16 protein-coding genes are annotated in these 22078 nt (G+C 72.1%); 4 read left to right on the forward strand and 12 right to left on the reverse strand.

Annotated features, from left to right (window positions below; genetic code table 11):
• Nucleotides 1-156: 156 nt before the first annotated feature.
• Nucleotides 157-681: a DUF1203 domain-containing protein gene (locus AB0F62_RS16795; RefSeq protein WP_361798549.1), complete on the reverse strand. Its 525-nt coding sequence runs from the start codon at nucleotides 679-681 to the stop codon at nucleotides 157-159.
• 332 nt (nucleotides 682-1013) lie between these two features.
• Here AB0F62_RS16795 and AB0F62_RS16800 point away from each other — a divergent pair, with 332 nt between their 5' ends.
• Complete coding sequence (locus tag AB0F62_RS16800) at nucleotides 1014-2981, forward strand: hypothetical protein (protein ID WP_361798552.1); 1968 nt, start codon at nucleotides 1014-1016, stop codon at nucleotides 2979-2981.
• On the opposite strand, the gene AB0F62_RS16805 is transcribed toward AB0F62_RS16800, so the two are convergent.
• The 3 genes from AB0F62_RS16805 to AB0F62_RS16815 all read right to left on the reverse strand — a co-directional run bounded on the left by AB0F62_RS16805 (nucleotide 2965) and on the right by AB0F62_RS16815 (nucleotide 5050).
• The gene (locus tag AB0F62_RS16805; protein ID WP_361798555.1) at nucleotides 2965-3411 is read right to left on the reverse strand and encodes a DUF6114 domain-containing protein; all 447 of its coding nucleotides are present in this window, start codon (nucleotides 3409-3411) and stop codon (nucleotides 2965-2967) included. The two genes, AB0F62_RS16800 and AB0F62_RS16805, sit on opposite strands and share 17 nt — an antisense overlap.
• Nucleotides 3411-4064 (reverse strand): DUF6230 family protein, encoded by a 654-nt coding sequence (locus tag AB0F62_RS16810; RefSeq protein WP_361798558.1) that lies wholly within the window; start codon nucleotides 4062-4064, stop codon nucleotides 3411-3413. Before AB0F62_RS16810 ends, AB0F62_RS16805 begins: the two co-directional genes overlap by 1 nt.
• A 188-nt stretch (nucleotides 4065-4252) precedes the next feature.
• Nucleotides 4253-5050 (reverse strand): helix-turn-helix domain-containing protein, encoded by a 798-nt coding sequence (locus AB0F62_RS16815; RefSeq protein WP_361798561.1) that lies wholly within the window; start codon nucleotides 5048-5050, stop codon nucleotides 4253-4255.
• A gap of 268 nt (nucleotides 5051-5318) precedes the next feature.
• On the opposite strand from AB0F62_RS16815, the gene AB0F62_RS16820 reads away from it, so the two are divergent.
• Together AB0F62_RS16820 and AB0F62_RS16825 are read left to right on the forward strand one after the other, a co-directional pair.
• Nucleotides 5319-5999, forward strand: a complete 681-nt coding sequence (locus AB0F62_RS16820; RefSeq protein WP_361798564.1) for a Tat pathway signal sequence domain protein — start codon at nucleotides 5319-5321, stop codon at nucleotides 5997-5999.
• Nucleotides 6000-6316: 317 nt separating this feature from the next.
• Nucleotides 6317-6823, forward strand: coding sequence for a GNAT family N-acetyltransferase (locus tag AB0F62_RS16825; protein WP_361798567.1), 507 nt, complete (start codon nucleotides 6317-6319; stop codon nucleotides 6821-6823).
• 88 nt (nucleotides 6824-6911) lie between these two features.
• Here AB0F62_RS16825 and AB0F62_RS16830 read toward each other — a convergent pair whose 3' ends face one another.
• The 3 genes from AB0F62_RS16830 to pulA all read right to left on the reverse strand — a co-directional run bounded on the left by AB0F62_RS16830 (nucleotide 6912) and on the right by pulA (nucleotide 13674).
• Nucleotides 6912-7262, reverse strand: a complete 351-nt coding sequence (locus AB0F62_RS16830; protein ID WP_361798570.1) for a hypothetical protein — start codon at nucleotides 7260-7262, stop codon at nucleotides 6912-6914.
• 12 nt (nucleotides 7263-7274) lie between these two features.
• Nucleotides 7275-8030, reverse strand: a complete 756-nt coding sequence (locus tag AB0F62_RS16835) for a TNT domain-containing protein (RefSeq protein ID WP_361798573.1) — start codon at nucleotides 8028-8030, stop codon at nucleotides 7275-7277.
• A 214-nt stretch (nucleotides 8031-8244) separates the two neighbouring features.
• Nucleotides 8245-13674 (reverse strand): pullulanase-type alpha-1,6-glucosidase, encoded by a 5430-nt coding sequence (pulA, locus tag AB0F62_RS16840; protein WP_361798576.1) that lies wholly within the window; start codon nucleotides 13672-13674, stop codon nucleotides 8245-8247.
• 328 nt (nucleotides 13675-14002) lie between these two features.
• Here pulA and AB0F62_RS16845 point away from each other — a divergent pair, with 328 nt between their 5' ends.
• Complete coding sequence (locus AB0F62_RS16845; protein WP_361798579.1) at nucleotides 14003-15460, forward strand: hypothetical protein; 1458 nt, start codon at nucleotides 14003-14005, stop codon at nucleotides 15458-15460.
• A gap of 333 nt (nucleotides 15461-15793) precedes the next feature.
• Here AB0F62_RS16845 and AB0F62_RS16850 read toward each other — a convergent pair whose 3' ends face one another.
• From AB0F62_RS16850 to AB0F62_RS16870, 5 genes are all read right to left on the reverse strand, one after another.
• On the reverse strand, nucleotides 15794-16831 hold the full coding sequence (locus tag AB0F62_RS16850) for a LacI family DNA-binding transcriptional regulator (protein WP_361798582.1): 1038 nt from the start codon (nucleotides 16829-16831) through the stop codon (nucleotides 15794-15796).
• Nucleotides 16832-16862: 31 nt separating this feature from the next.
• On the reverse strand, nucleotides 16863-18494 hold the full coding sequence (locus AB0F62_RS16855) for a glycoside hydrolase family 13 protein (RefSeq protein ID WP_361798585.1): 1632 nt from the start codon (nucleotides 18492-18494) through the stop codon (nucleotides 16863-16865).
• 92 nt (nucleotides 18495-18586) lie between these two features.
• Entirely contained in the window at nucleotides 18587-19513 is a 927-nt protein-coding gene (locus AB0F62_RS16860) for a carbohydrate ABC transporter permease (protein ID WP_361798588.1), read from the reverse strand.
• A gap of 13 nt (nucleotides 19514-19526) precedes the next feature.
• Nucleotides 19527-20528, reverse strand: coding sequence for a sugar ABC transporter permease (locus AB0F62_RS16865; protein WP_361798591.1), 1002 nt, complete (start codon nucleotides 20526-20528; stop codon nucleotides 19527-19529).
• Between the two features lie 94 nt (nucleotides 20529-20622).
• Nucleotides 20623-21897 carry an extracellular solute-binding protein gene (locus tag AB0F62_RS16870; RefSeq protein WP_361798594.1) on the reverse strand — a complete coding sequence of 425 codons (1275 nt, stop codon included), beginning with the start codon at nucleotides 21895-21897 and terminating at the stop codon, nucleotides 20623-20625.
• Nucleotides 21898-22078: the final 181 nt, after the last annotated feature.

Consider the following 22078-nt stretch of genomic DNA (forward strand, 5'->3'; position numbering starts at 1 on the left):
ATCGAGGACCGGCGCCCCAACGCCAACGTCGACCCCTACGTCGTCACCCGCCTCATCGTCGACACCTGCTGCTCGGCCCTGGACAAGGCCGACCTCGTCTGACGCACCGCTGCTCCCCGAGGGCGCCCGTCCATGCGACGGGCGCCCTCGGCGCGTTCAGGGCGTACGGACGGCCTCGAAGAGGAAGCAGCCGTACTCCACGGCCCGTACGTGCACCAGGGCGACCCGCGGATCGGCGAACCGGGCCGCCAGGACGGCGTCGGCGGCGCCCGCGGCGACCTCGCCGGCGGTGAGCTGCACCAGGCGGCCGCCGAGGATGCGGCCCCGGGCGTCGTAGCAGCGGAACACCCGGCGGTCGCCGTGGAGCGGCGCGGGGTAGCCGGGGGCGTCCGGCGGGCCGGGGCAGTCCTCGGCGGCCGCGTGCACGAAGACCGGGCCGGTCTCGGCGTACGGCCCGGGGTCCGCCCCGGTCGCCGCGGCCCAGCGCCGCAGCGGCGCGTAGGCGGCCAGTGCGATCCGCTCCCCCGGCGCGCTGTGCCGCAGGCAGCAGCGGAGCGGGGCACCGCCCTCCGGGTCCGGCTCGGGGCGGGGGACGAGACCGGCGTCGTCGGTGCCGCGCAACTCCTCGACCACGGCCGGGGCGATGGCCCGGACCTCGTACGCGATGCGGTGGGTTTCCATGCCGCCAGCCTCGCCGGAACCGGTCACGGGCTCCGGCGGGATTCGGACGTCGTGCTCAGCGCCTGCCAGACGGCACGGTCGTCGGGCAGTCCCAGCCGGGCGAAGAGGGCGCCCCGGTTGCCGCCGCGCGGGTTCCAGAAGGTGTCGTGGGCGGCCAGGGCGGCGGCGTAGGCGCGCTGGACCGGGGTGGCGGACCGGGCCGCGGGCCAGCCGTCGGGGAAGGGCCCCGGCCACCGACAACGCCCTCCGCTGGGGCACTTGGCCGCTCCCGCGCCGGGTGCGGGGCGCGGTCGGCGGGGTGACCATCCCAGGATTCACTCGTTCTACGGAACGTGAATGCCCAGCACGCGACCGCCACCCGTCCCCGGCACGGCGCACCCGTCATCGTGGACGTCGAGGAGGCGGAGGCCGCACTCGTCGAGAACTACCCCCACCTGGTCCGGCTGGCGTACCTGACGCTGCCGCCGTCACTGGGCCGGCACCGAAGGGTGCTGACCGCGCACACCCTGACGCAGGGCGCGCTGCCGCGGTCGCCGTGCGAACCGGATCCGGCGGTGGCGGACGTACCCGGGCCGCGGGGGGCCGCCGACCCGGCGTACGCCCTGGTGCGGCAGGAAGTGCTGGACGCCGCGCTGGCGTTCGGGCGCGAGCGGGGCTGGCGCGGCCGGCTGCGCAGGGCGCTGGTGGGCGGCCCGGCGCCGTACGTCTGGGGGCTGCGGCTGCACACCAAGGCGACCGGGACGGACGAGGCCGAGCTGGACCGGGCCCTGGCCGGGCTGAACGCGGCCGGCCGGGCGGCCTACGCGCTGCTGGAGCTGGAACGGCCGCGGCATCCGGACGGCCGCGAGGTCCGCAGGCTGCTGGTGGCCGCCGGGGTGCCCGACCCGCGGGGCGCGCTGAAGGCCGCCAGGACGGTGCCGGAGGGCCTGCTGCTGGGCGGCAGCGGATTCGACCCGTGCACGGTGCAGGCCCGGCCGACCGATCTGCTGCGCAGGCGGCAGCACACACGGGTGGGACTGATCGCGGCGGGCGCGATCGCCGTCACCGTGACGCTGGTCGCGGTGCTGAGCGGCGGGCAGGACCCGTACCCGGCGGGCGGGTCTCCGGGCGCGTACGGGACCGCGGGGCTGCTCGACCCGGCGAAGCTGGTGCGGGTCGGGGACACCGCGTGGACCCGCGCCACCCGGGTCGACTTCACCGCCTGGCCGACCCGTGGCGGACGCGCCGGCGACCGGGCGCTGCTGGGCCGGGCGATGGCGGTGTGGGCGCAACCCTCCGCCCGGGTCGCCGTGTCGGCCACCAAGGGCACCGCCGAGGGACTGCCCGCGCAGCAGCCGCAGTTGCTGTACGCGGGGGACGTGGACGGCGCCACCGTGGTGCTGATGTACGACGGCCTGCGGCTGGTGCGCTACGCCGAACCGCGCACGGGCGGGGGCACGGCGGCCCTGGACTTCGCCCGGGTGGACGGCGCGGGCGTGACCACCGCGGCCGTGGTCCTCGGCCGGACGGACGGCAACACCCGGTTCCTGACCGCCCCCTGGGTCACCGACGCCGGCTCACGGGACCTGAAGGACCCCGGGCGCGCGGCGGCGAAGCTGGACCGCGCGGCGGACGGGGTGACCGAGCCGGTGCGGATGCCGGGGGCGGACAGCCGTCCCGGGGTGTGCGGGGACACCTGGCCGGCCCTGCAGCTCCGGGCCGCCGACGGGCTCGGCGCGGACCGGCCGTTCCTCCTCACCGACCTCGGCGACCTCGTACCGGCGCATCTGACCTACCAGGCGGCCGGGCAGGGCGCGCCGATGGAGGCGACCGGTCCCACGGGGCTGGCGAACGTGGCGCGGACGGCCTGCCACCTGGCCTCGATGAGCGGTCTGGGCACCCGGTCCGTCAACATCTGGCGGTACGCGACGCAGCGGCTGCCGGAGGACAACGGGCAGGCTTCGTGGGTCTGCGCGCGCGCCGACACCTGGCGCGGCACGGAAGGCCGGGCGCTGGCGATGTTCCTGCCCCCGGTCTCCGAGCCCGGCAGCCCGGGCGCACCGGTGGGCCAGAGCGGCCGCGACACCGGGGCCTGCGGCCGGGCGGTGCCCCAGGTGCTGGCCGGGGCGCTGTGGAAGTCCACGGCGGGACACTGGTATCTGCTGGCGGCGGGCAGCCGTGACGTGGCACGGATCAAGGCCACCGGAGGAGTGACCGGCTCCGCGAAGGGCCCGATGATGGCGGTGCGGGCCCGGCAGGGCGCCCGGGCCGAGCTGTCGGCGGTGCTCGACTCGGGCGCGAGGCTCACGACGCTGCGTTGAGCCCACCCGGCCCCGCCCCGGCGGCCGGCTCCTCGGGAGCGGCCGCCGGGGCGCCGCGCGGAAAGCGGCGGCGGAAGCGGCGGCGGCGCGGTCCCACGTCGGGCTGCCATCCGAAGGTGAGGCAGCTGCCGGCGACGCCGAGCAGCATCCCGACGAGGAAGCCGCCGAGGTTCGAGGTGACCCAGCTGCCCAGTGCGAGCAGGACGCCCACGATCGAGTAGAACAGCCGCTGCGCCGGGTTGAGGAGGATCAGCAGCCCGCAGACCACCATCAGCCCGGGCAGCAGGTAGCCGGCGAGCCCCTGCATGCCGATGTGCATGACGACGGGCAGTGCGGCCTTCTCGGTCACCAGGATCTCGGCGCCGCCCGCGGTCAGCAGCAGCCCTCCCCAGAACGGACGGCGGCCCCGCCAGCGCCCGAACCCGGCCATCAGCAGGCCTTGTCGCTGAACTTCAGTTTCAGGCCGGGGAGTTTGAACACCGCGGCCGTCGTGGCGTAGTTGGTCTGCCGGAGGTTGGCGATGGTCACGGTGTCGGACTGCTGACTGAAGACGCCGATCGGGCCCTGGACGCCGGCCTTGTCGAGCGTACTGGCGTCGTTGCCGATCTCGATGTCGTCGAAGGCAGCGTCGCCGGACAGCTCGGTGGAGTCGGTGGTCAGGCCCGCGGCGGTGACCTTCTCCGATCCGCCGCCGGCCGTGATGACGAGATTGGTGCCGCCGAGATCGACGCTCTGGCAGAGGTTGGTGAGCGTCGCCTTCTTGATCGCGGAGACGACGACCAGCACCTGGCCGCCGGTGTCGCCCTCGTTGGGGCTGCCTTCGGCCATGGAGTCGAGGCCGCCGAACTGGGCGAAGCCCTCGCCCTTGAGTTCCGTGGCGGTGACGGTGAACGGCATCCCGGAGATCGCGAACTGCACGCCGAGCGCGCCCTGCGCCGTGAGCGTCATGAGTGTGGCGCTGATCGCGACGGCGGGTACGGCCATCACGGCGGCACGGCGCCAGCGGACGCGGCCGGGCCGTTCGGGGGTGGTGGGGGTGGTGGATTCGGTGCCTGTGGTGCCGGGCTCTGCGGACGAGGCCATTGCTGCTCCCAGGACATGCGAATGCGGAGGAACGAGCTGACTGGCGTGTTGTCCTGGCGCGGACAGCGGCTGCGGGCGTCCGTCCCCCGCGCCTCCCGGCGGGGTGCAGGGGCGTTCACGGTACGGCGCAGTAGCCGGGGTGGAAGTTACAGCCCGGTAGGTACCGGGTCAAGGCCCTTGTGGAGGAGTCATGGTGACGGTGCGTCGGCGCCGTGCTGACGGGAGGCGCCGGGATGCAGACAGGGCGCGGCGGAGGCGCGGACCGCCGGCCGGGGCTCGGCGAGCCGGGCGGCGGCGCCCTCCGGCCCGAGGAACGGGGCGAGCACGAAGTAGCTCAAGGTGGGCAGCAGCACGGGCAGTTCGGCGGCCCCGCCGGCGGCGATGCGGCGGTAGACGCTCGCGTACACCCCGCCGACCACGGCGTCGACGAGTTCGGTGGCGGCGACCCCGGGCGGGGCCCCGGCGGCGCCGGCGGCACCGCCCGCGGTGGTGAAGAAGCGCCGGAACTGGGCGAGCAGCACATCGCGCTCCTCCCGCCCGGCTTCCCCCACGGCGTCGATCTCGACCACCGCCATCGTGGCGAAGGCGGGGGCCCCGGCGAGGATGCCGAGCAGGGCGCCGAGGGCGTCCCGGATGCCGGAGGGCCAGTCGCCGGCGGCCTCGAAGGCGGCCTCCATGGAGGCGATCACCAGGGTCGTGCCATGGCGGTGCGCGGCCAGGAAGGCGTCCTCCTTGCCCCGGAACTGCTCGTAGAACACCGGCCTGGTCACGCCCGCGGCCTGGCAGATGTCGCTGATCCGGGCCTTGGCGTAGCCGCTCTGCGCGACGGTGCGGACGATGCCGTCCAGCAGCCGGTCGCGCTGGGTCGCGGCGACCACCTCGGCCGGCAGCCTGCGGGGTCCGCGGCGGATGGAGCGCTCCGGATCGCGGCCCGCCCGGGTGCCGGGGAGCACGAGGGGCGGCGCTGGCGAGGGAACCGCGGTCATCGCGAACTTCCTTCCGGGTCCTTGACGCTGAATACTCGTCAGGTTTACAACTCTCGCAGGTTTTCCACGGGTCCGTGGCGCCGGACCCGTTCTCCACCGCAGCACATCCTCCCGGCCCCACTCCGTCACGAGGAGCACGTGCGCATGGCCGATTCCGGACCCCCCTCACCACCGCCCGGAGCACCGTCCCCGTTGCCTCTCGCCTGACCACCGGAGCGATCCCCCCACGTCCCCCCACCCTCCCCCCACACCGAAACGAGGCACCCGCATGCGCACTCGTCCCGCCCTCGCGCTGGCCGCCGCGGCCACCGCCGCCGCGCTCTCGTTACTGCAGGCCGCCGCACCCGCCTCCGCCACCGACGCCGACGTCCCGGTGCTCACCACCGTCGGCCTGGGCGGCACCCCGGTCGCCCCCGGCGACGTGCTCAACGCCTCGCTGGCCACCGGCACCACCGCCACGCTGCACTCCAGCGCCACCGGCACCAGCGGCGTGACGTGCTCGCAGTCGACCTTCGTCGCGACCGTCACCGACAACCCGGTCGCCCCCGGCACCGCGACGGAATCGGTCACCGCGCACACCTTCCCGAGCGCGAGCTGCACCAGCAACGTCGCGGGCGTGCTCGGCGTCACGAGCATCACGGTCAACAACCTGCCGTACACCTCGGCCGTCGCCTCGGACGGCCTGGTCACCGTCGCCCCGGCGGACGGCTCGACCATCCAGACCACGGTCGTGCTGCGCACCCTGCTGGGCAGCATCTCCTGCGTCTACCGCGCGGCGGGCCTGACCGGCACGGCGGACAACACCGACAACAGCATCACCTTCACCGATCAGCAGTTCACCAAGGCCTCCGGCTCGTCGCTCTGCTTCGCCAACGGCTTCTTCACGGCGAAGTACGCCCCGGTGACCGACTCCGGCCAGGACGGCGGCCCCTCCGTCTTCGTGAACTGATCGCACGAACCAGCTGATCGCACGAACCGGCACGACGGCCGCGTCACACCCCCCGCGCGGCACCGCGAGCCGCCCGGACCTGGCCGTACCCTCGGTTACTCCCTCCTGCCGAAGGGTTGGGTTCCGGGCGGCGACGCGGCGCGCCGTCGTGCCATGACGAGCTCCGCGGACGTCCCCGAGCGCGCGGGCCCGGCCGGCCGCACCGCGGTCGGCGGCTTCTCGCTCCTTGCGGTCCTCGCCCGCCCCGGCGCGAGGGCCTGGCCCTGGGCGGGACCGTCCGAGCGTTGGCCCGGGGACGGGTCGGTGACAATGGGGGCATGAACGATCTCGCCTTCCGCCTCGCGGGCCCCGACGACGCCACCACCCTCGTACGCCTCCGGGACGACGCGGCCCGCTGGATGCAGGAGCACGGCATCGACCAGTGGAAGCCGGGCGAGATGGACGAGGAGCACTTCCGCACGCGCATGGCGGAGGGCGAGGTCTGGCTCTCGGAACACGGCGGCCGGGTGGTCGGCGCCTGGGAGCTGTGGTGGACCGACGAGCACGCGTGGGGGGTGCGCCCGCCGGACGCGGGCTACGTCCACCGCCTGATGGTGGACCGGACGGCCGCCCCGCGCGGCACCGGCCGGGCGATGCTCGACCGGGCGGAGCAGCGCATCACCGAGACGGGCCGCCCCTACGCGCGGCTGGACTGCGTGGCGGGCAACCCGCAGTTGCGGGCGTACTACGAGGGCGCGGGCTACGCCGTCGTCGGTGAGCAGCCCCACAAGCAGGGCGGCAAGGGCAGCCCGTACGCGGTGACCCTGCTGGAGAAGAAGCTCTAGGCGCGCGGCGGACGGCACGCGGCGGAGCGGCCCGCCCGGAGGTTCGGGGCGGGCCGCTCCGCTGCGTCGGGCCTGCGGGGGTCGCGGATCAGGTCTCCCGGCGCCGGGCCCGGTCATAGGCATCGTGCGCGGCGCGCTGGATCTCCTCCCGGTCGCGGAGGACCGCCTCCATCTCCTCGTCGGAGCCGGGGCCCGGGCCGGGCCCGCGGTCGGTGAGCTGGTCGTAGAGGTAGCGGCAGGCCGCGTCCTCGGTGTCGAAGCGCCCGTGCGGGTCGTGGACCCCGCGTTCGAAGTTGCCGACGACCCACGCGTCGCCCTCCCGCCGGAGGTACCTGAAGTCCGGCGGACTCAGGTCGAACTCGTGGAACCCGGGGATCTGGTACAGCCCGCCGGGCACTCCTTCGGAGGCGAGCGCCTCGCAGAGTTCACGTCGGTCCATGGTCGGAGCCTGTCAGTTCAGCCGGATGAGGAAACCGTTGGTGACGAGGTCGGAGACACGGTCGGTCGCGCCCGGCAGCACGTACTGGAGGCCGTTGCCCGGCTGTCCGTAGAAGGGCTCCGTGGGTCCCGCGAGGACCTGGAAGGGCTTGACGACCTTGTACAGGTGGTAGTTGAAGGGGTAGCCCGCGTCGAAGGTGTTGAGGTTGGACGGGGGGATGGAGCGCTGGGAGTACGGCGAGCCCGCCGGTGCGAGGAACCTGCCGCCCTCGCCGCCGAAGCGGTCGATCCTCTGTCCGACGGCCAGGTCGATGGTGACGGGAGTGAAACCCGTCCGGAAGCCGTTGGGGTTGGTCACGGGGTCCGGGAACTTGTAGCTGTTCGTCGTGAAGTTCCACCAGGTGCTCAGGAACCCGTTGGCGTTCTGCGAGTCGAGGCGCCGGTAGTCGGCGAGGATCGCGCGGAGCAGTCCCTTGGCGGGCAGGTTGCGCGGGCCGAGCCGGGGGTCGCCGCAGAAGAACTTGGGACTGGTGAAGGTGGCACCGATGCAGATGCGGGGGTTCTCCTGGCCACCGGGAACGCGCCCGGGGGCACCCGCGGCCGTGCCGGGTCCGGAGCCCGATCCCGGGCGGTCGTGGGAGGCCGCGGGCTTGGCGCCCGGGCCCCAGTCCTCGGCGTGCGCGGGGGCGACCGTGCCGATGAGGGTGCTGACGAGCAGGACGAGCAGGGCGGGAAGAGTGGAGAGCGATATTCGCTGGCGCCGCTTCAAGGGTCCTCCAGGGACGACGGGAACGAGGCCACCCGGACGACAGTCACACTGCGTCACCGGAGGCGCGCGAATACGTACCCCCGCCCGCCCATCCCTCGGGACCGACACGCCGCGAATTCATTCGGATGGACTCGCACTTCGCCCGTACGCAGCACCGCCCGGCCGGGGCCCGCGGTGAGCGGGGCCGCCGGCCGGGCGGTGACGGAGCGTGCCGCTACTTCCCGGCGAACACCGCGACCGTGCGGGCCGGGACGGTGAAGGTGCCGGAGGCGGCGTCGTAGGAGGCCCGCTTCACCACGGTGTCGGAGCCGGCGGCCTGCACCGGGTGGAGGGCGTAGCCCTTGCCGGACAGGGCACCGACCCGCTGGTCCCGGGTCTCCGGGGTCGCGTTGAAGACCACCACCAGCGAGCCGACCCGCATGGTGATCACGCCCGGGGTCTCGTCCTTCCCCGACAGCGGGAAGGAGAGCCGCTCGCGGACCTGCGCCGCCGTGGTCAGCCCGAAGGCCGGCTCGGTGGAGCGGATCCGCAGCAGGTCCCGGTAGGCGGCCGAGGCGGAGGTGATCTGGGCGCAACCGACCTTCAGCGTGTCCGCGGTCAGCAGCGGCTTCGCGTAGGGCCACTTGGACTCGTTGTCGGCCTTCGGCGGCAGGCCGCGGCCGAAGCCGTTGCCCGCCGAGCAGTCCCAGTGGATGGCGTTGAACCAGTCCCCGGAGTCGTAGGAGTTGCGGTCCAGGGACTTGGAGCGCAGCAGGTCCGAGCCCGCCTGGTAGAGCGCCGGTCCCTGGGAGAGGGCCGGGACGGCCTCGGCGAGCACCTGCATGCGCGCCCGGTCGGCGGGCGAGGTGCCCTGGGGGAGCTTGTAGGCGAGCGCGTCGTACAGGGCCTCGTTGTCGTGGGCGTCGGAGTAGGCGAGGGCGTCGCCGGGGGCGTCCGCGTAACCGGCGGGTGAGCCGTTGTAGTCGACCTCGGCGCCGGTGACCTCCTTGCCGCTGCTGTCGGTGAAGGAGAAGGACTTCAGGTTGCCGGTGAGACCGACCTTGATGAGGTCCTGGTAGTGCAGCAGGCGGGCCCTCTGCTCGGCCTCGGTGCCGTTGGCGGCGGATCCGTTCGGTTCGTTGAACAGGCCCGAGGCGAAGCCCTGGACGCCGGGGTCGGAGTCGAAGGGGCCGCCGCCGCGGACCGCGTCGCGGGCCCGGTCGGAGAAGGTGGCGACGCCGGTGCCGGCCATGTTCTTCTGGGTGGCCTGCACAAAGCGGGCGTCGTCGGCGACCTCGCCGAAGTTCCAGCCCTCGCCGTAGAGGACGATCTTCTTGCCGTCGACGCCGTCCTTCGCGGGGGTCAGCGCGTCGAGCGCCTCACGGACGGCGAGGATGTTCGCCTTGGGGTGGTGGCCCATCAGGTCGAAGCGGAAGCCGTCGACCTTGTACTCCTTCGCCCAGGTGACGATCGAGTCGACGACCAGCTTGCCCATCATCGCGTTCTCGGTCGCGGTGTTGGAGCAGCAGGTGGAGTTGGCGACGGTTCCGTCGTCCAGCAGGCGCTGGTAGTAGCCGGGCACGATCCGGTCGAGGACGGACTTGTCGTCCTGGCCGCTCGCGGCGGTGTGGTTGTAGACCACGTCCATGACGACGCGCAGTCCGGCCTTGTTGAGCCCCTGCACCATCTTCCGGAACTCGACGGTGCGCTTGGTGCCGTCCGGGTCGGTGGCGTAGGAGCCCTCGGGGACGGTGTAGTGGAAGGGGTCGTAGCCCCAGTTGTAGGCGTCCTTGGCGGCGACCGCGGCCACGCACTCCTGCTGCTTGTCGGAGTCGGCCGGGTAGGCGCCCAGGTCGCAGTCGACGGTGGCCTGGTCGGTGCTCTTCTCAGCGACGGTGGCGAAGTCGAAGGCGGGCAGCAGGTGGACGTAGGAGACCCCGGACTTCGCCAGCGCCTTCAGGTGCCTCATGCCCGCGGACCCGGTGTCGGTGAAGGCGGTGTACCTGCCCTTGTCCTTCGAGGGGACGGTGGAGTCCGCGACGGAGAAGTCCCGGATGTGCAGTTCCTGGATCTGCGCGTTGTTCAGGCCCACGGCCTTGGGCTTGGCCAGGCCGGACCAGCCGCCCGGGGCGAGGGACGCGTCGTCGAGGTCGACGACCAGGCTCCGCTTCGAGTCGGCGGTCAGGGCGACCGAGTAGGGGTCGGTGACCTCGTTGGTGACGACCTTCTGCACGCTGGGCGCCCACACCTTGACCACGTAGCGGTAGGGCTTGCCGATCCAGCTCCGCTCGCCGTGCGCGCTCCACACACCGGTGGAACCGTCGCGCCGCATCGGGACGGTGCGCCCGTCCAGGTCCAGGGAGACGGACTGGGCGGTCGGGGCCCACACCGACAGGGTGGGCTTGCCGTAGGTGAAGACCGGCCCGAGCGCGGCCTTGGTCGCCTTCGCCGCATACAGGTCGTCGAGGACGCCCTGGATCTGGACGCCGGTCGCGGACAGCAACGCGCCGTTGGCGAGGCGCTGGGTGGCGACGACCTGCCCGGTGAGGGCGGTGCGGACGCGGTCGCGGTCGCGCGGGTCGATCGTGAAGGCCGCGTAGTCCTTCAGGTGCGGGAAGCGGGTCTTCTGGGCGTCGGTCAGGCCGCCCGCGACAGGCTGCAGGCGGAGCCAGTGGCCCTCACCGGTCAGCGCGCCGTCCTTGATCGCCAGGCCGCCGTCCGGGGCGTAGACCAACTGCCGGCTGGCGGCGGCGTCGCCGGTCTTCCAGGCGACGGTGTCCGCGTCGATCCACTGGGCCTTGGCCGAGGACAGGTCGAGGTCGGCGGAGGAGCCGGACGTGGAGGGCAGCAGGTACTTCTCGGTGCCGTTCAGCAGCCACACCTCGTGTCCGTAGGTGGCGAGGTCGAGCGACTGGTCGGCGGGCAGGTCCTTGGTGTCGCCCTTGTGGATGATGTAGCTGAGCGACGTGGCGCCCGCGGCGAGCGGCACCTCGAAGACGGCGCCGTAGGCGTCGGTCCTGACCGGCTGCAGCGGGCTCGGCCAGTCGGTCGGGTTCGCGGCACCGGTCCAGGTGTGCAGGCCCCAGCCCGCGTAGTCCCCGTCCGCCCGGTGGTAGTGCAGGACTGCCTTCGTCCTGTCCTGCCCCGGCTCGGTCCCGGACGGTGCCTGGGTGGCGACGGCCTCCTTGCCCTGCTCGACCCAGATCTCACCGTTCTTGGTGACGTCGATGAAGCGGTCGGCGGCGACGTCCTTGGTGCCGTCCTTGTCGATGACGAGGTAACCGACGCTGGACGCGCCCGGCTTGAGCTTCACATAGGCGAAGGCGCCGTAGGCGTCGCGGCCGATGAAGTCGTGGCCGGCCGGCCAGGTGGTGCCCTCGCCGTCGGCGATGTCGCCCCAGGCGTACAGGCGCCAGTCGGTGTAGTTGTTGTCGGCGCGCTTGTAGTGGACGACGGCGTAGTCGCGGCTGCTCGCCACCGGGGGCTGCGGCTTGACCGGGGTGCCGCTGGTGGTGGCGGCGGTGGCGCTCGCGGTGCGGCCTGCGGAATCGATCACGACGGCCTTGTACCGCAGCGCGGTGCCGGGCGTCACGTCGTCGCCGACCGTCTGGGTGACCCTGTACGGCGCGTGGTCGGCCGAACCCAGCACCTTCCACGGCCCGTTTCCGGTCTGCGCGGCGAAGACGACCCGGTTCAGCCGCCCGCCGTCGACGTCGGCGGAGAGCTCGACGGTGCCGGTGGCGCCCGCGGCGGGGGCCTTCAGAGTGAGGGCGGGCCTGGCTGCGGGGGCGCCGAGTGGCTTCGTCGCCTTGTAGACAACCGTGGACAGTGCCGGGACGGTGACACCGATCTTCCGATCGGTACCGCTGGTGACGGAGCCCTCGGTGCCGTACAGCGCGGTGAAGGCGGTGTTCGCGGAGCCGGTGGGGACGTCGGCGGTGCGCGCCTCGGTGGCGTTGTTCACGGCCACGACGTACTCGGTCCGGGTCTTCGCGTCGGTGCGGGAGAAGGCGTAGATCCCGGCACCGTCGGCGACGTGGCGCTCGGTCTGGACGCCGTCGGCCAGGGCGGGGTGGGCCTTGCGGAGCGCGGCCAGCTTCGCGATCGCCCGGTAGAGGGGGGCGCCGGTGTCGTAGGCGTCGCTCGCGTGGGTGCGGTCGGTGCCCAGTTGGTCGTCGTCGAGGTAGTCGGCGACCTTGGACGCGAACATCGTCTGGCGGGCGTCCTTGTCGCCGCCGGGGCCGGTGAAGCCCTGCTCGTCGCCGTAGTAGACGACGGGGTTGCCGCGCGAGAGGAACATCAGCTCGTTGGCGAGCCGGTCCCGCTTCACGAGTTCGGCGTCGTCGGCCTTCGGGTTGTCCTGCTTCAGGAACGTGCCGATGCGGCCCATGTCGTGGTTGCCGAGGAAGGTGACCTGCTCGTACGCGTTGGCCTTGTCGGTGGTGTACCGGTAGTCGTCGCCGAAGACCCCGGCCAGCTTCGCCGCGGAGCCGCCCTGGGAGGCGTACTGGCGGGCGGCGTCCTGGAAGGGGAAGTCGAGCGTCGAGTCGAGGCGGCCCTGCGTGACGTACGGGGACGTGATGGCGGTGTCGGCGGAGTACACCTCGCCGAACATGAAGAAGTCCTTGCGGCCGCGCTCGGCCGCGTAGGCGTCCAGTGCCGTGGCCCACCGGGTCCAGAACGGCAGGTCGACGTGCTTGACGGTGTCGATGCGGAAGCCGTCGACGGCGAAGTCGCGGACCCACTTCTCGTAGATCTCCTCCATGCCCTTCACGACCTCGGGACGCTCGGTCCACAGGTCGTCCAGGCCGGAGAAGTCGCCCTGGTCGGAGCTCTCGCCGGCGAAGGTGGAGTCGCCCCGGTTGTGGTACATCGTCGGGTCGTTGAGCCAGGCCGGGACCTTGCTGTTCGAGCTGACGACGGGGGTGCGGGGGAAGGAGTCGCGGTCGACGGCGGGGAAGCCCTTGCCGCCCTTCGCGTAGTCGGCGTCGTCGAAGGGCACGCCGTCCTTGGTGAGGTAGGGGAAGGCGCCCTTGGAGAGGTAGCCGTAGGACTTCTCGTCGTAGTCGACGACGTCGGCGGTGTGGTTGGTGATGACGTCGAAGAAGACCTTCATGCCCTTGGCGTGGGCCTTGGATATCAGCGCCTTGAGGTCGGCGTTGCTGCCGAAGTGCGGGTCGACCTGGGTGAAGTCGGTGATCCAGTAGCCGTGGTAACCGGCCGAGGCCTGATCCCCCGTCCCCTGCACGGGCCGGTTCTTGAAGATCGGCGCCATCCATATCGCGGTGGTGCCGAGGCCCTTGATGTAGTCGAGCCGCTTCGTGAGGCCCTTGAGGTCGCCGCCCTGGTAGAAGCCCTTGTCAGCGGGGTCGTAGCCGGTACTGAGCCGGCTGCCGGTCAGGCCGCCCTTGTCGTTGGACGTGTCGCCATTGGCGAAACGATCCGGCAGGACGAAGTAGAACTGCTCCCGCGTGAGGTCGTGACGCGCGGGCTGCGCGGCGAGCGCCGCGTCGGAGGGCGGCGGGGGCGGGGCCGCCGCCGAGGCGGCGGGGGCCGAGGCGGGGACGGCGAAGGCGGCGGCGAGGGCCGCCACCGCGACGGCTGCGGCTCCGCGTCTGCGCGTGCGTGAACGCGCGGACGCGGGCAGCCCGGGGTGCTGGGCCACGGGGTGTTCTCCTTGCGGAATCCGTGTGCGGACGGTTGTACCTCTGGGAGCCCACGCGCCATGAGCCTTCGCCCGGCAGCGGTGCCGGACCAGTGACCGGGACCGTACCCCTTACGAAGGTCTTACAGCAAGATGTCGCAAGGATTTCCAATGAGGCCGTCTCCGCGACGGGCGACCGCCGCTGATGTCTCGTCAGATACCGCTCCGCCGCGGTGGATCACCGAACACTATGAACGCAAAGGCCACGGCTCTGGACCCCCGCCGCCCTCGTCCCCAAACATCGGGGCCCGCGCAACGAAGCGCCGGACAACGACGGAAGGACGAGACGATGGTCACCGGGCACTCCCCCCACCGCCCCCGGTCCGGACCCGCACGACGCCGCATCTCCCTGACGCTCGCGGGAGTCGCCGCACTCCTCGGCACCGCGCTGGCCGGGCCCGTACCGGCGTCCGCGGCCGGCGGACCCGCCCCCGCCGACTGTCCGGCGGAGCTGGCGGCGGAGGCCACCTGCTACCGCGGACAGGACGCGAACGGTGCCTACTACGCGATGGCCGTCCCGCACGACTGGAACGGCTCGCTGGTCGTCCACGCCCACGGCGGCCCCGACCTCGGCGACACCTCCGATCCCGAACGCAGCACCGGGGACCTGGCGCGCTGGTCGGTGATGGTGAAGGAGGGCTACGCCTGGGCGGGCTCCTCCTACCGCCGCGGCGGCTACGGCACGCGGATGGCCGCCGCCGACACCGAGAACGCGCGGCGGCTCTTCGTGGAGCGCTTCGGCACCCCGCGCCGCACCTATGTGCACGGCCAGTCCTGGGGCGGAGACGTGGCCGCCAAGGTGGCCGAGATCCACGGCACGGGCCGGCACGCGCCGTACGACGGCGCCCTGCTGACCAGCGGCGTCCTGGGCGGAGGCTCGCGCGGCTACGACTACCGGGTGGACCTGCGCGTGGTCTACCAGTACTACTGCCGCAACCACCCCCGGCCCACGGAGCCCCCGTACCCGCTGTGGATGGGGCTGCGGGCCGACTCGACGATGACCACCACCGGACTGCGCTCCCGCCTGCAGGAGTGCACCGGCTACTCCTCGCCCCCGCAGGAACGCACCGCACTGCAGCAGCGCAACCTCGACGACATCCTGGCGGTGACGGGCATCCCCGAGCGGACGCTGGAGTCGCATCTGCGGTTCGCGACCTTCACCTTCCGCGACATCGTGCACAACCGGCTCGGCGGCCGGAATCCCTTCGGCAACACCACCGTCCGCTACACCGGTTCACACGACGACGCGGCGCTCAACGCGGGCGTGGAGCGCTTCGCCGCCGACCCCACCGCCCGGCGGGACCTGTCCTTCGACAGCGACGTCACCGGCGCCGTGTCGATCCCCGTGCTCACCGTCCACGCCATCGACGACCCGACCGCCTTCGTCGAGCACGAGGCGGCCTACCGGGCCTCCCTGGAGGGCGCCGGCCGCGGGAGCCTGCTGGTGCAGAACTTCACACGGGAGAGCGAGCACAGCGAGCTGAGCGACGCGGAGTACGCCGCCGCCCTGCGGTCGCTGGCGACCTGGGTGCGCACCGGCCGCAAGCCCACGCCCACCTCGGTGGCGGCCTCCTGCCCGGCCTTCGACGCCGTCTACGGCACCGGGTGCTTCTTCGAGCCGGGGTACGTTCCGCGCTCCTACGCCTCCCGGGTGTACCCGCGCCCCGGGGCGCGGCACTGGCCGGCGCTGCCCGCCGCGCAGGAGCGGGCGTGGAGCCGGCTGGACGGCGTGGGCATCGCTCCCTGACCGCCTCCGACCTGCGGTCACGTCCTTTCGAAAGGCCCCTGCAGAATCTTGCAGAAAGTTTCTGCAGGGGCCTTCCATCTCGGCCGGAACGGCTGTTACGTTCCTCTTCAGCCCGGTTCGGCCGGCCGGGGGTCCGCCCCTGACGGCGGGTCCCACGCGCCCGGCCGGCTGGACCGGTCGCCACCAAGACGGAGGCGGGCCCAGGACCGACGAAGCCACCCCGCTGCGCCCCGCCCGGGGCAGGTCCAGGGCCCGCCTCGACACGTGCCGGGGAATCCCGGGAACACGGACCGGCCCGGAGCGAACGGCCGGCCCGGAACGGCCGGCCGCCGCTCAGGAGTGCCGGCCCGCGCCGGGCGCCTGGCCCGTGGAGCCGCGTACGACGAGCTCCGTCTGGAAGACGAACTCCGAGCGCTGCACCGGGTTGCCGCCGATCTCCTCCAGCAGCGCGTTCACGGCGGCCGCGCCCATCGCCTCGACCGGCTGCCGGACCGTGGTCAGCGGCGGGTCGGTGAAGGCGATCAGCGGCGAGTCGTCGTAGCCCACGACCGACACGTCGCCGGGCACCGTCAGCCCCCGCTCCCGCACCGCCCGCACGGCGCCCAGCGCCATCAGGTCGCTGCCGCACACGATGCCCGTGCAGCCCTTGTCCAGCAGCGCTCCGGCGGCCGCGTGCCCGCCCTCCACGGAGAACAGGGTGTGCCGGACGTATTCCGCGGCCTGCTCCCCGTCGAGCCCGAGCAGGGTGCCGAGCGCCTCCACGAAGCCCTCGACCTTGCGGTGCACCGGAACGAAGCGGTTGGGCCCGACGGCCAGGCCGATCCGCTGGTGGCCGAGCTCCACCAGGTGCTGCACGGCGATGCGCGCCGAGGCGCGCTCGTCCGGTGAGATGTACGGCCCGGCGATCGCCGGGTTGAAGCCGTTGACCAGGACGTACGGAACGCCCTGGCCGAGGAGCCGGGCGTAGCGCTCGGGATCGGCGGTGACGTCGGCGTGCAGTCCCGACAGGAAGACGATGCCGCGCACGCCGCGCTCCACGAGCGCCTCCACCAGTTCGTCCTCGGTGGAGCCGCCGGGGTGCTGCGTGCACAGCACCGCGGTGTAGCCGTAGCCCGTCAGGTTCTGCTCGATGACCTGGGCGAAGGCCGGAAAGATCGGGTTGTTGAGCTCGGGGGTGATCAGCCCGATCTGGCCGGCGCTGCGCTGGCGCAGCCGCACCGGACGCTCGTAGCCGAGCACGTCCAGTGCGGCCAGCACCTTCTGCCGGGTGGCGGGGGCGACCCCCGCCTTCCCGTTCAGCACGCGGCTGGCGGTGGCCTCGCTGACCCCCGCCTGGGCCGCGATGTCGGCGAGTCGGGCTGTGGTGTTCACACCTGCAGACCCTATGCGACCGCGACGCACGTCAAACGGCCCACCAGACGGTCGTGTCGGCCGGGACGACGACGCCCTCCGCCGTGACCTCCACGGGGGAGCTGGCCAGCAGGAGCGCGCCCGGCACGGGCAGCGTCACCGGCGCGGCCGTGGTGTTGACGGTGCACGCGAAGCCGGGGCGGCGGAAGGACAGCACGCCCTCCGGGGCGTCCTGCCACTCGACCGACTCGCCCGCGCCCAGTCCCTGCCGGTCGCGGCGGAGCCGCAGGGCGGAGCGGTACAGCTCCAGGGTGGAACCCGGGTCGCCGGTCTGCGCGGCGACGCTGAGCCCCGCCCACTCCGCGGGCTGCGGCAGCCAGCTGCCGCCGCTGCCGAAGCCGTGACTCGGGCCCTCGGCGGTCCACGGGATCGGCACCCGGCAGCCGTCGCGGAAGCCGTCCTGACCGGCCGCGCGGAAGAACGCCGGGTCCTGGCGCGCCTCGTCCGGCAGGTCGGTGACCTCCGGCAGGCCCAGCTCCTCGCCCTGGTAGACGTACGCGGAGCCGGGCAGCGCCAGCATCAGCAGCGAGGCGGCGCGGGCGCGGCGCACGTCGTAGCTCTTCCCGTCGGGGGACAGCCGGGTGGCGTGGCGGACCACGTCGTGGTTGGAGAGGACCCAGGTGGTGGGCGCGGCGACCGGGCGCATGGCGTCGAGCGAGCGGTCGATGACCTCGCGCAGCTCGACGGCGTCCCACTTGGTGCCGAGGTACTGGAAGTTGAAGGCCTGGTGCAGTTCGTCGGAGCGGACGTAGTTGGCGGTGCGCTCGACGGTGGGGGTCCAGGCCTCGGCGACGGCGATGCGCTCCCCGTCGTACTCGTCGAGGATGCGCCGCCACGAGCGGTAGATCTCGTGGACGCCTTCCTGGTCGAAGAAGGGCAGGACATCGTTGCCAAGGAGCTTGAGCTGCTCGTGGGCGCCGATGTCGGGCAGGCCGTCGGCCTTGACCAGGCCGTGCGCGACGTCGATGCGGAAGCCGTCGACGCCCATGTCCAGCCAGAAGCGCAGGATCGAGCGGAACTCGTCCTGTACGGCCGGGTGCTCCCAGTTGAAGTCCGGCTGCTCGGGGGCGAACAGGTGGAGGAACCACTCGCCGTCGGCCGCGCGCGTCCAGGCCGGGCCGCCGAAGATCGACTCCCAGTCGTTGGGGGGCAGTTCGCCGTTCTCACCCTTGCCGGCGCGGAAGTGGTAACGCGCCCGCAGCGGGGAGCCGGGGCCCTCGCGGAGCGCCTGCTTGAACCACTCGTGCTGGTCGGAGGAGTGGTTGGGGACCAGGTCGACGATGATCCGCAGGCCCAGCCCGTGGGCGTCGCGGATCAGGCCGTCGGCGTCGTGGAGGGTGCCGAACATCGGGTCGATGGCCCGGTAGTCGGCGACGTCGTAGCCCGCGTCGGCCTGCGGGGAGGCGTAGAAGGGGCTCAGCCAGACGGCGTCGACGCCGAGGTCGCGCAGGTACGGCAGGCGCTCGCGGATGCCGGGGATGTCGCCCATGCCGTCGCCGTTCCCGTCGGCGAAGCTGCGGGGGTACACCTGGTAGATGACCGCGTCTCTCCACCAGTCCGTGGTGGCCACGGACTGGTCGGAGGTGTGGGGGTGACGGGTGGAGTCCGCCAGGTACTGGGTCATGGTGATCCCTTGGAGGATGGAAGGCTCGGTGCGGCGATGGGGCGGGACCGGGGCGCCCGGCCGGTCGGGCCGGGCGCCCCGGGTGGTACGGGTCAGGACTTGGCCGCGCCGGCGGTGAGGCCGGTGACCAGGTGCTTCTGCACGAGGTAGAAGACGACGCTGACGGGGATGGCGATCAGGACCGCGGTGGCGGCCATCAGGTTCCACTGCGCGTCGTGCTCGCTGACGAAGCTGCTCAGGCCGACGGCGAGGGTGTACTTGCCGTCGTCGAGCATGAAGGTGGTCGCGAAGGCGACCTCGCCCCACGCGGTGAGGCAGGTGTAGAAGGCGGCGACCGCGAGTCCCGGCCGGGCCAGCGGCAGCACGAGCCGCCAGAAGGTGCCGAAGGGGCTGAGACCGTCGACCCGGCCCGCCTCGTCGATCTCGAACGGGATGGTGTCGAAGTAGCCCTTGAGCATCCAGGCGCAGTAGGGCACAGCCGTGCTGCAGTAGACCAGGATCAGGCCGCCGTACGTGTCGATCAGGCCCAGGTCGGAGAGGATCACGTACATCGGGACCATGAGCACGGCGACCGGGAACATCTGGGTGACCAGCAGCGCCCACATGAACTTCTTGTAGCCCGGGAAGCGCATCCGGGAGACCGCGTAGCCGGTGGTGGCGGCGATCATCACACCGATGACGCAGGTGGCGCCCGCGATGATGGCGGTGTTGCCCATCCAGGTGAAGAAGCTGGTGTTCTCCAGGACGAAGGAGTAGTTCGAGAAGCCCGCCTTGCCCAGGATCCGGCCCGGGTGCAGGTAGTCGTCCTTGTCCGGGCCGAGGGAGAGGAAGACCAGCCACGCGATGGGGAACAGCGCGATGAGGCTGGCGGTGATCAGCACGCCGTGCGACAGCACCGAGGCGGTGCGGCTGCGCTGCCCGCGGCCGCGGATCCGCTTGGGGCGCGTCCGCGCCGGGGGGTCGAGCGGGTCGCCGCCGAGGCCGGGGCCCGGGACCGTCGTCTTGGTGGTGGTACTCATGCTGCTGATCCCCTCAGCCGGCGAGCTGCTCGTTGCGAGCGAGCCAGCGGCGGTAGAAGGCGGTGAAGACGACCAGGATGGACAGCAGCAGGACGCCGTAGGCGGCGGACTGCGCGTAGTCGCGCGGCTGCTGGCCGAAGCCGAGGTAGTACGCCCAGGTCACCAGGATCTGCGCGTCGGGGGCCCCGCTGCCGAACAGCAGGTAGATGATGGCGAACTGGTTGAACGTCCAGATGATGCCGAGCAGGACGACGGTGCTGCTGACCGAGCGCAGGCCGGGCAGCGTGACGTTGCGGAAGCGCTGCCAGGCGTTGGCACCGTCCATCTCCGCGGCCTCGTAGAGCTCCGAGGGGATCGACTGCAGGCCGCCGAGCAGGGAGACCATCATGAAGGGGACGCCGACCCAGGTGTTGACGCCGATCGCGGCGATCTGCTGGAAGGTGCTGTCCTCCAGCCACTGCGGCTGCGGCAGGTGGAGCGCGCCGAGGAAGGAGTTCACCACTCCGGAGTCGCTGAGCATGATCCGCCAGGAGAAGACGGTGACGAAGGTCGGCACCGCCCAGGGCAGGATCAGCATCATGCGGTAGAAGGTGCGGCCGCGCAGCTTCTGGTTGAGCAGCAGGGCCAGGCCCATGCCCACGCCGTAGTGGAGGGTCACGCAGACCGCGGTCCAGATCACCGTCCAGATGAAGTGGGACCAGAAGCGGTCGTACGCCGTCGGTCCCCACAGGATGTCGGCGTAGTTGTGGAGGCCGATGAACTCGTAGGTGGCGTCGATGTGGTTGACGCCGATGGTGCGGGCCGAGTTCAGGCTGTTGGCGTCGGTGAGCGTGAGGTAGAAGCCCTGGGCCAGCGGGTAGCCCACCAGCACGCCGAGCACGACGACGACCGGGGCGATCATCGCGTACGCGTACCAGTACTTCTGGTAGGAGCGCTTGAGGCGCTTGATCGGACCGGGACGCGGCTCGCGGGAACCGCGGGTCTTGGAAGCCGTGCCCTGGGCGGCGATTGTCATCGTTGGCCCTCTTCTACGGGGGTTTCTTGCCGGGTGGAACAGCCGGTGGCCGCCGGCCCCGCCCGGTGAGGGGCGGGACCGGCGGCCGCGGGGATCACTTGCTGTAGTCGGGCAGCAGCTTGGCCATCGCGGTGGCCGCGTTGTCCAGGCCCTTGTCCAGCGGCTCCTTGCCGCCGGCGACCTTGGTCAGCTCCTCGCCGAGCGGGCCCCACAGGGAACCGTACTCCGGCAGCTCCGGCCGCGGCTGGGCGGCGGCCAGGACCGCCTGGAAGCCCTTGACACCCGGGTCGGCGGTGACCTCGGCGGTGTAGGCGTCCGAGCGGGTCGGCAGGGTGGAGTTCTTGAGGGCGATCTGCGTCTGGCTCTTCGCCGAGGTCATGAACTTCACGAACTGGATCGCGGCTGCCTGGTGCGCCTTGTCCGAGCCCGCGTAGACCGAAAGGTTGTGGCCACCGGTCGGGGCACCGGCCGAGCCGGAGGAGCCGGCCGGGACGGACGCGATGCCGAGGTTGTTCTTGTCGGCGAACGCGGAGCCCTTGTAGAAGTTGGTGATCTCCCAGGGACCCTGGATGATCGCGGCGACCTTGCCGTTGACGAAGGCGTCCTGGATGTGGGCGTAGGAGTCGGCGGTGGTGTCGGCCTTGTGCAGACCGGCGCCGGAGAACATGCCCTGCCAGGTCTTGAGGCCCTTGGCGGCGGCCTCGCCGTTGATGGTGATCTTCTTGGCGGCGGTGTCCACCATGTCGGTGCCCTCGCCGTACAGGAACGGCTGGGCGTAGTACGAGGCGGTGTTCAGCCAGAAGCCGTCGACGCCGGTCTTCTTCTTGATCGTCTTGGCGGCGGCCTTCAGGTCGTCCCAGGTCTTGGGGGCGTCGGCGATGCCGGCCTCCTGGAACAGCTTCTTGTTGTAGACCAGGGCCAGGGTGTCCGTGGTGAACGGCACACCGTAGGTCTTGCCCTCGAACTGGGCCTGCTTCAGCAGGGAGGCCTGGAACTTGTCCTGGTCGGCGAGGGCGTCGGTGCCGTCCAGCGCGACGAAGTAGCTCTTCTTGGCGAAGGCGGGCGTCCAGCCGACCTCGGAGCGGAGCACGTCCGGAGCGCCCTTGCTGCCCGCGGCGGTGTCGAACTTGTTCTGCGCCGCGTCGAAGGGGACGTTGACGTACTTGACCTTGATCTTCGGGTTCGCCTTCTCGAACTCCGAGACCAGGGCCTCGTAGGTCGGCGCCTCGTTGGTCGCGTTCGAGGTGTCCCACCAGGTGATGGTGACGGGACCGCCGGCCTTGTCACTGCCGCTGTCGTCGCCGCCGCAAGCCGTCGCCGCAAGCCCGAGCGCCGCAACCAGCGCGGTGGCCGCTATGCCACGCCGCATGTGATCTCCTCCAGGATGAAAGCCCGTGATAGTGCGGGGCGCGTTGCCGCGTCCCCCCTGCCGACTGCACCGTTGCGGCCGCCGGGCTGTCGAGGAACGTAACAGGGAAGAAAGCCCGACGAAAGACCTTGCTGCAAAGACTTGCAAGATCTTCCGATCGTTACATCTGCGTGTCCTCACA

Origin of the sequence: Streptomyces sp. NPDC026673 (genome assembly GCF_040638135.1) — a bacterium.
Taxonomy (GTDB): Bacteria; Actinomycetota; Actinomycetes; order Streptomycetales; family Streptomycetaceae; genus Actinacidiphila.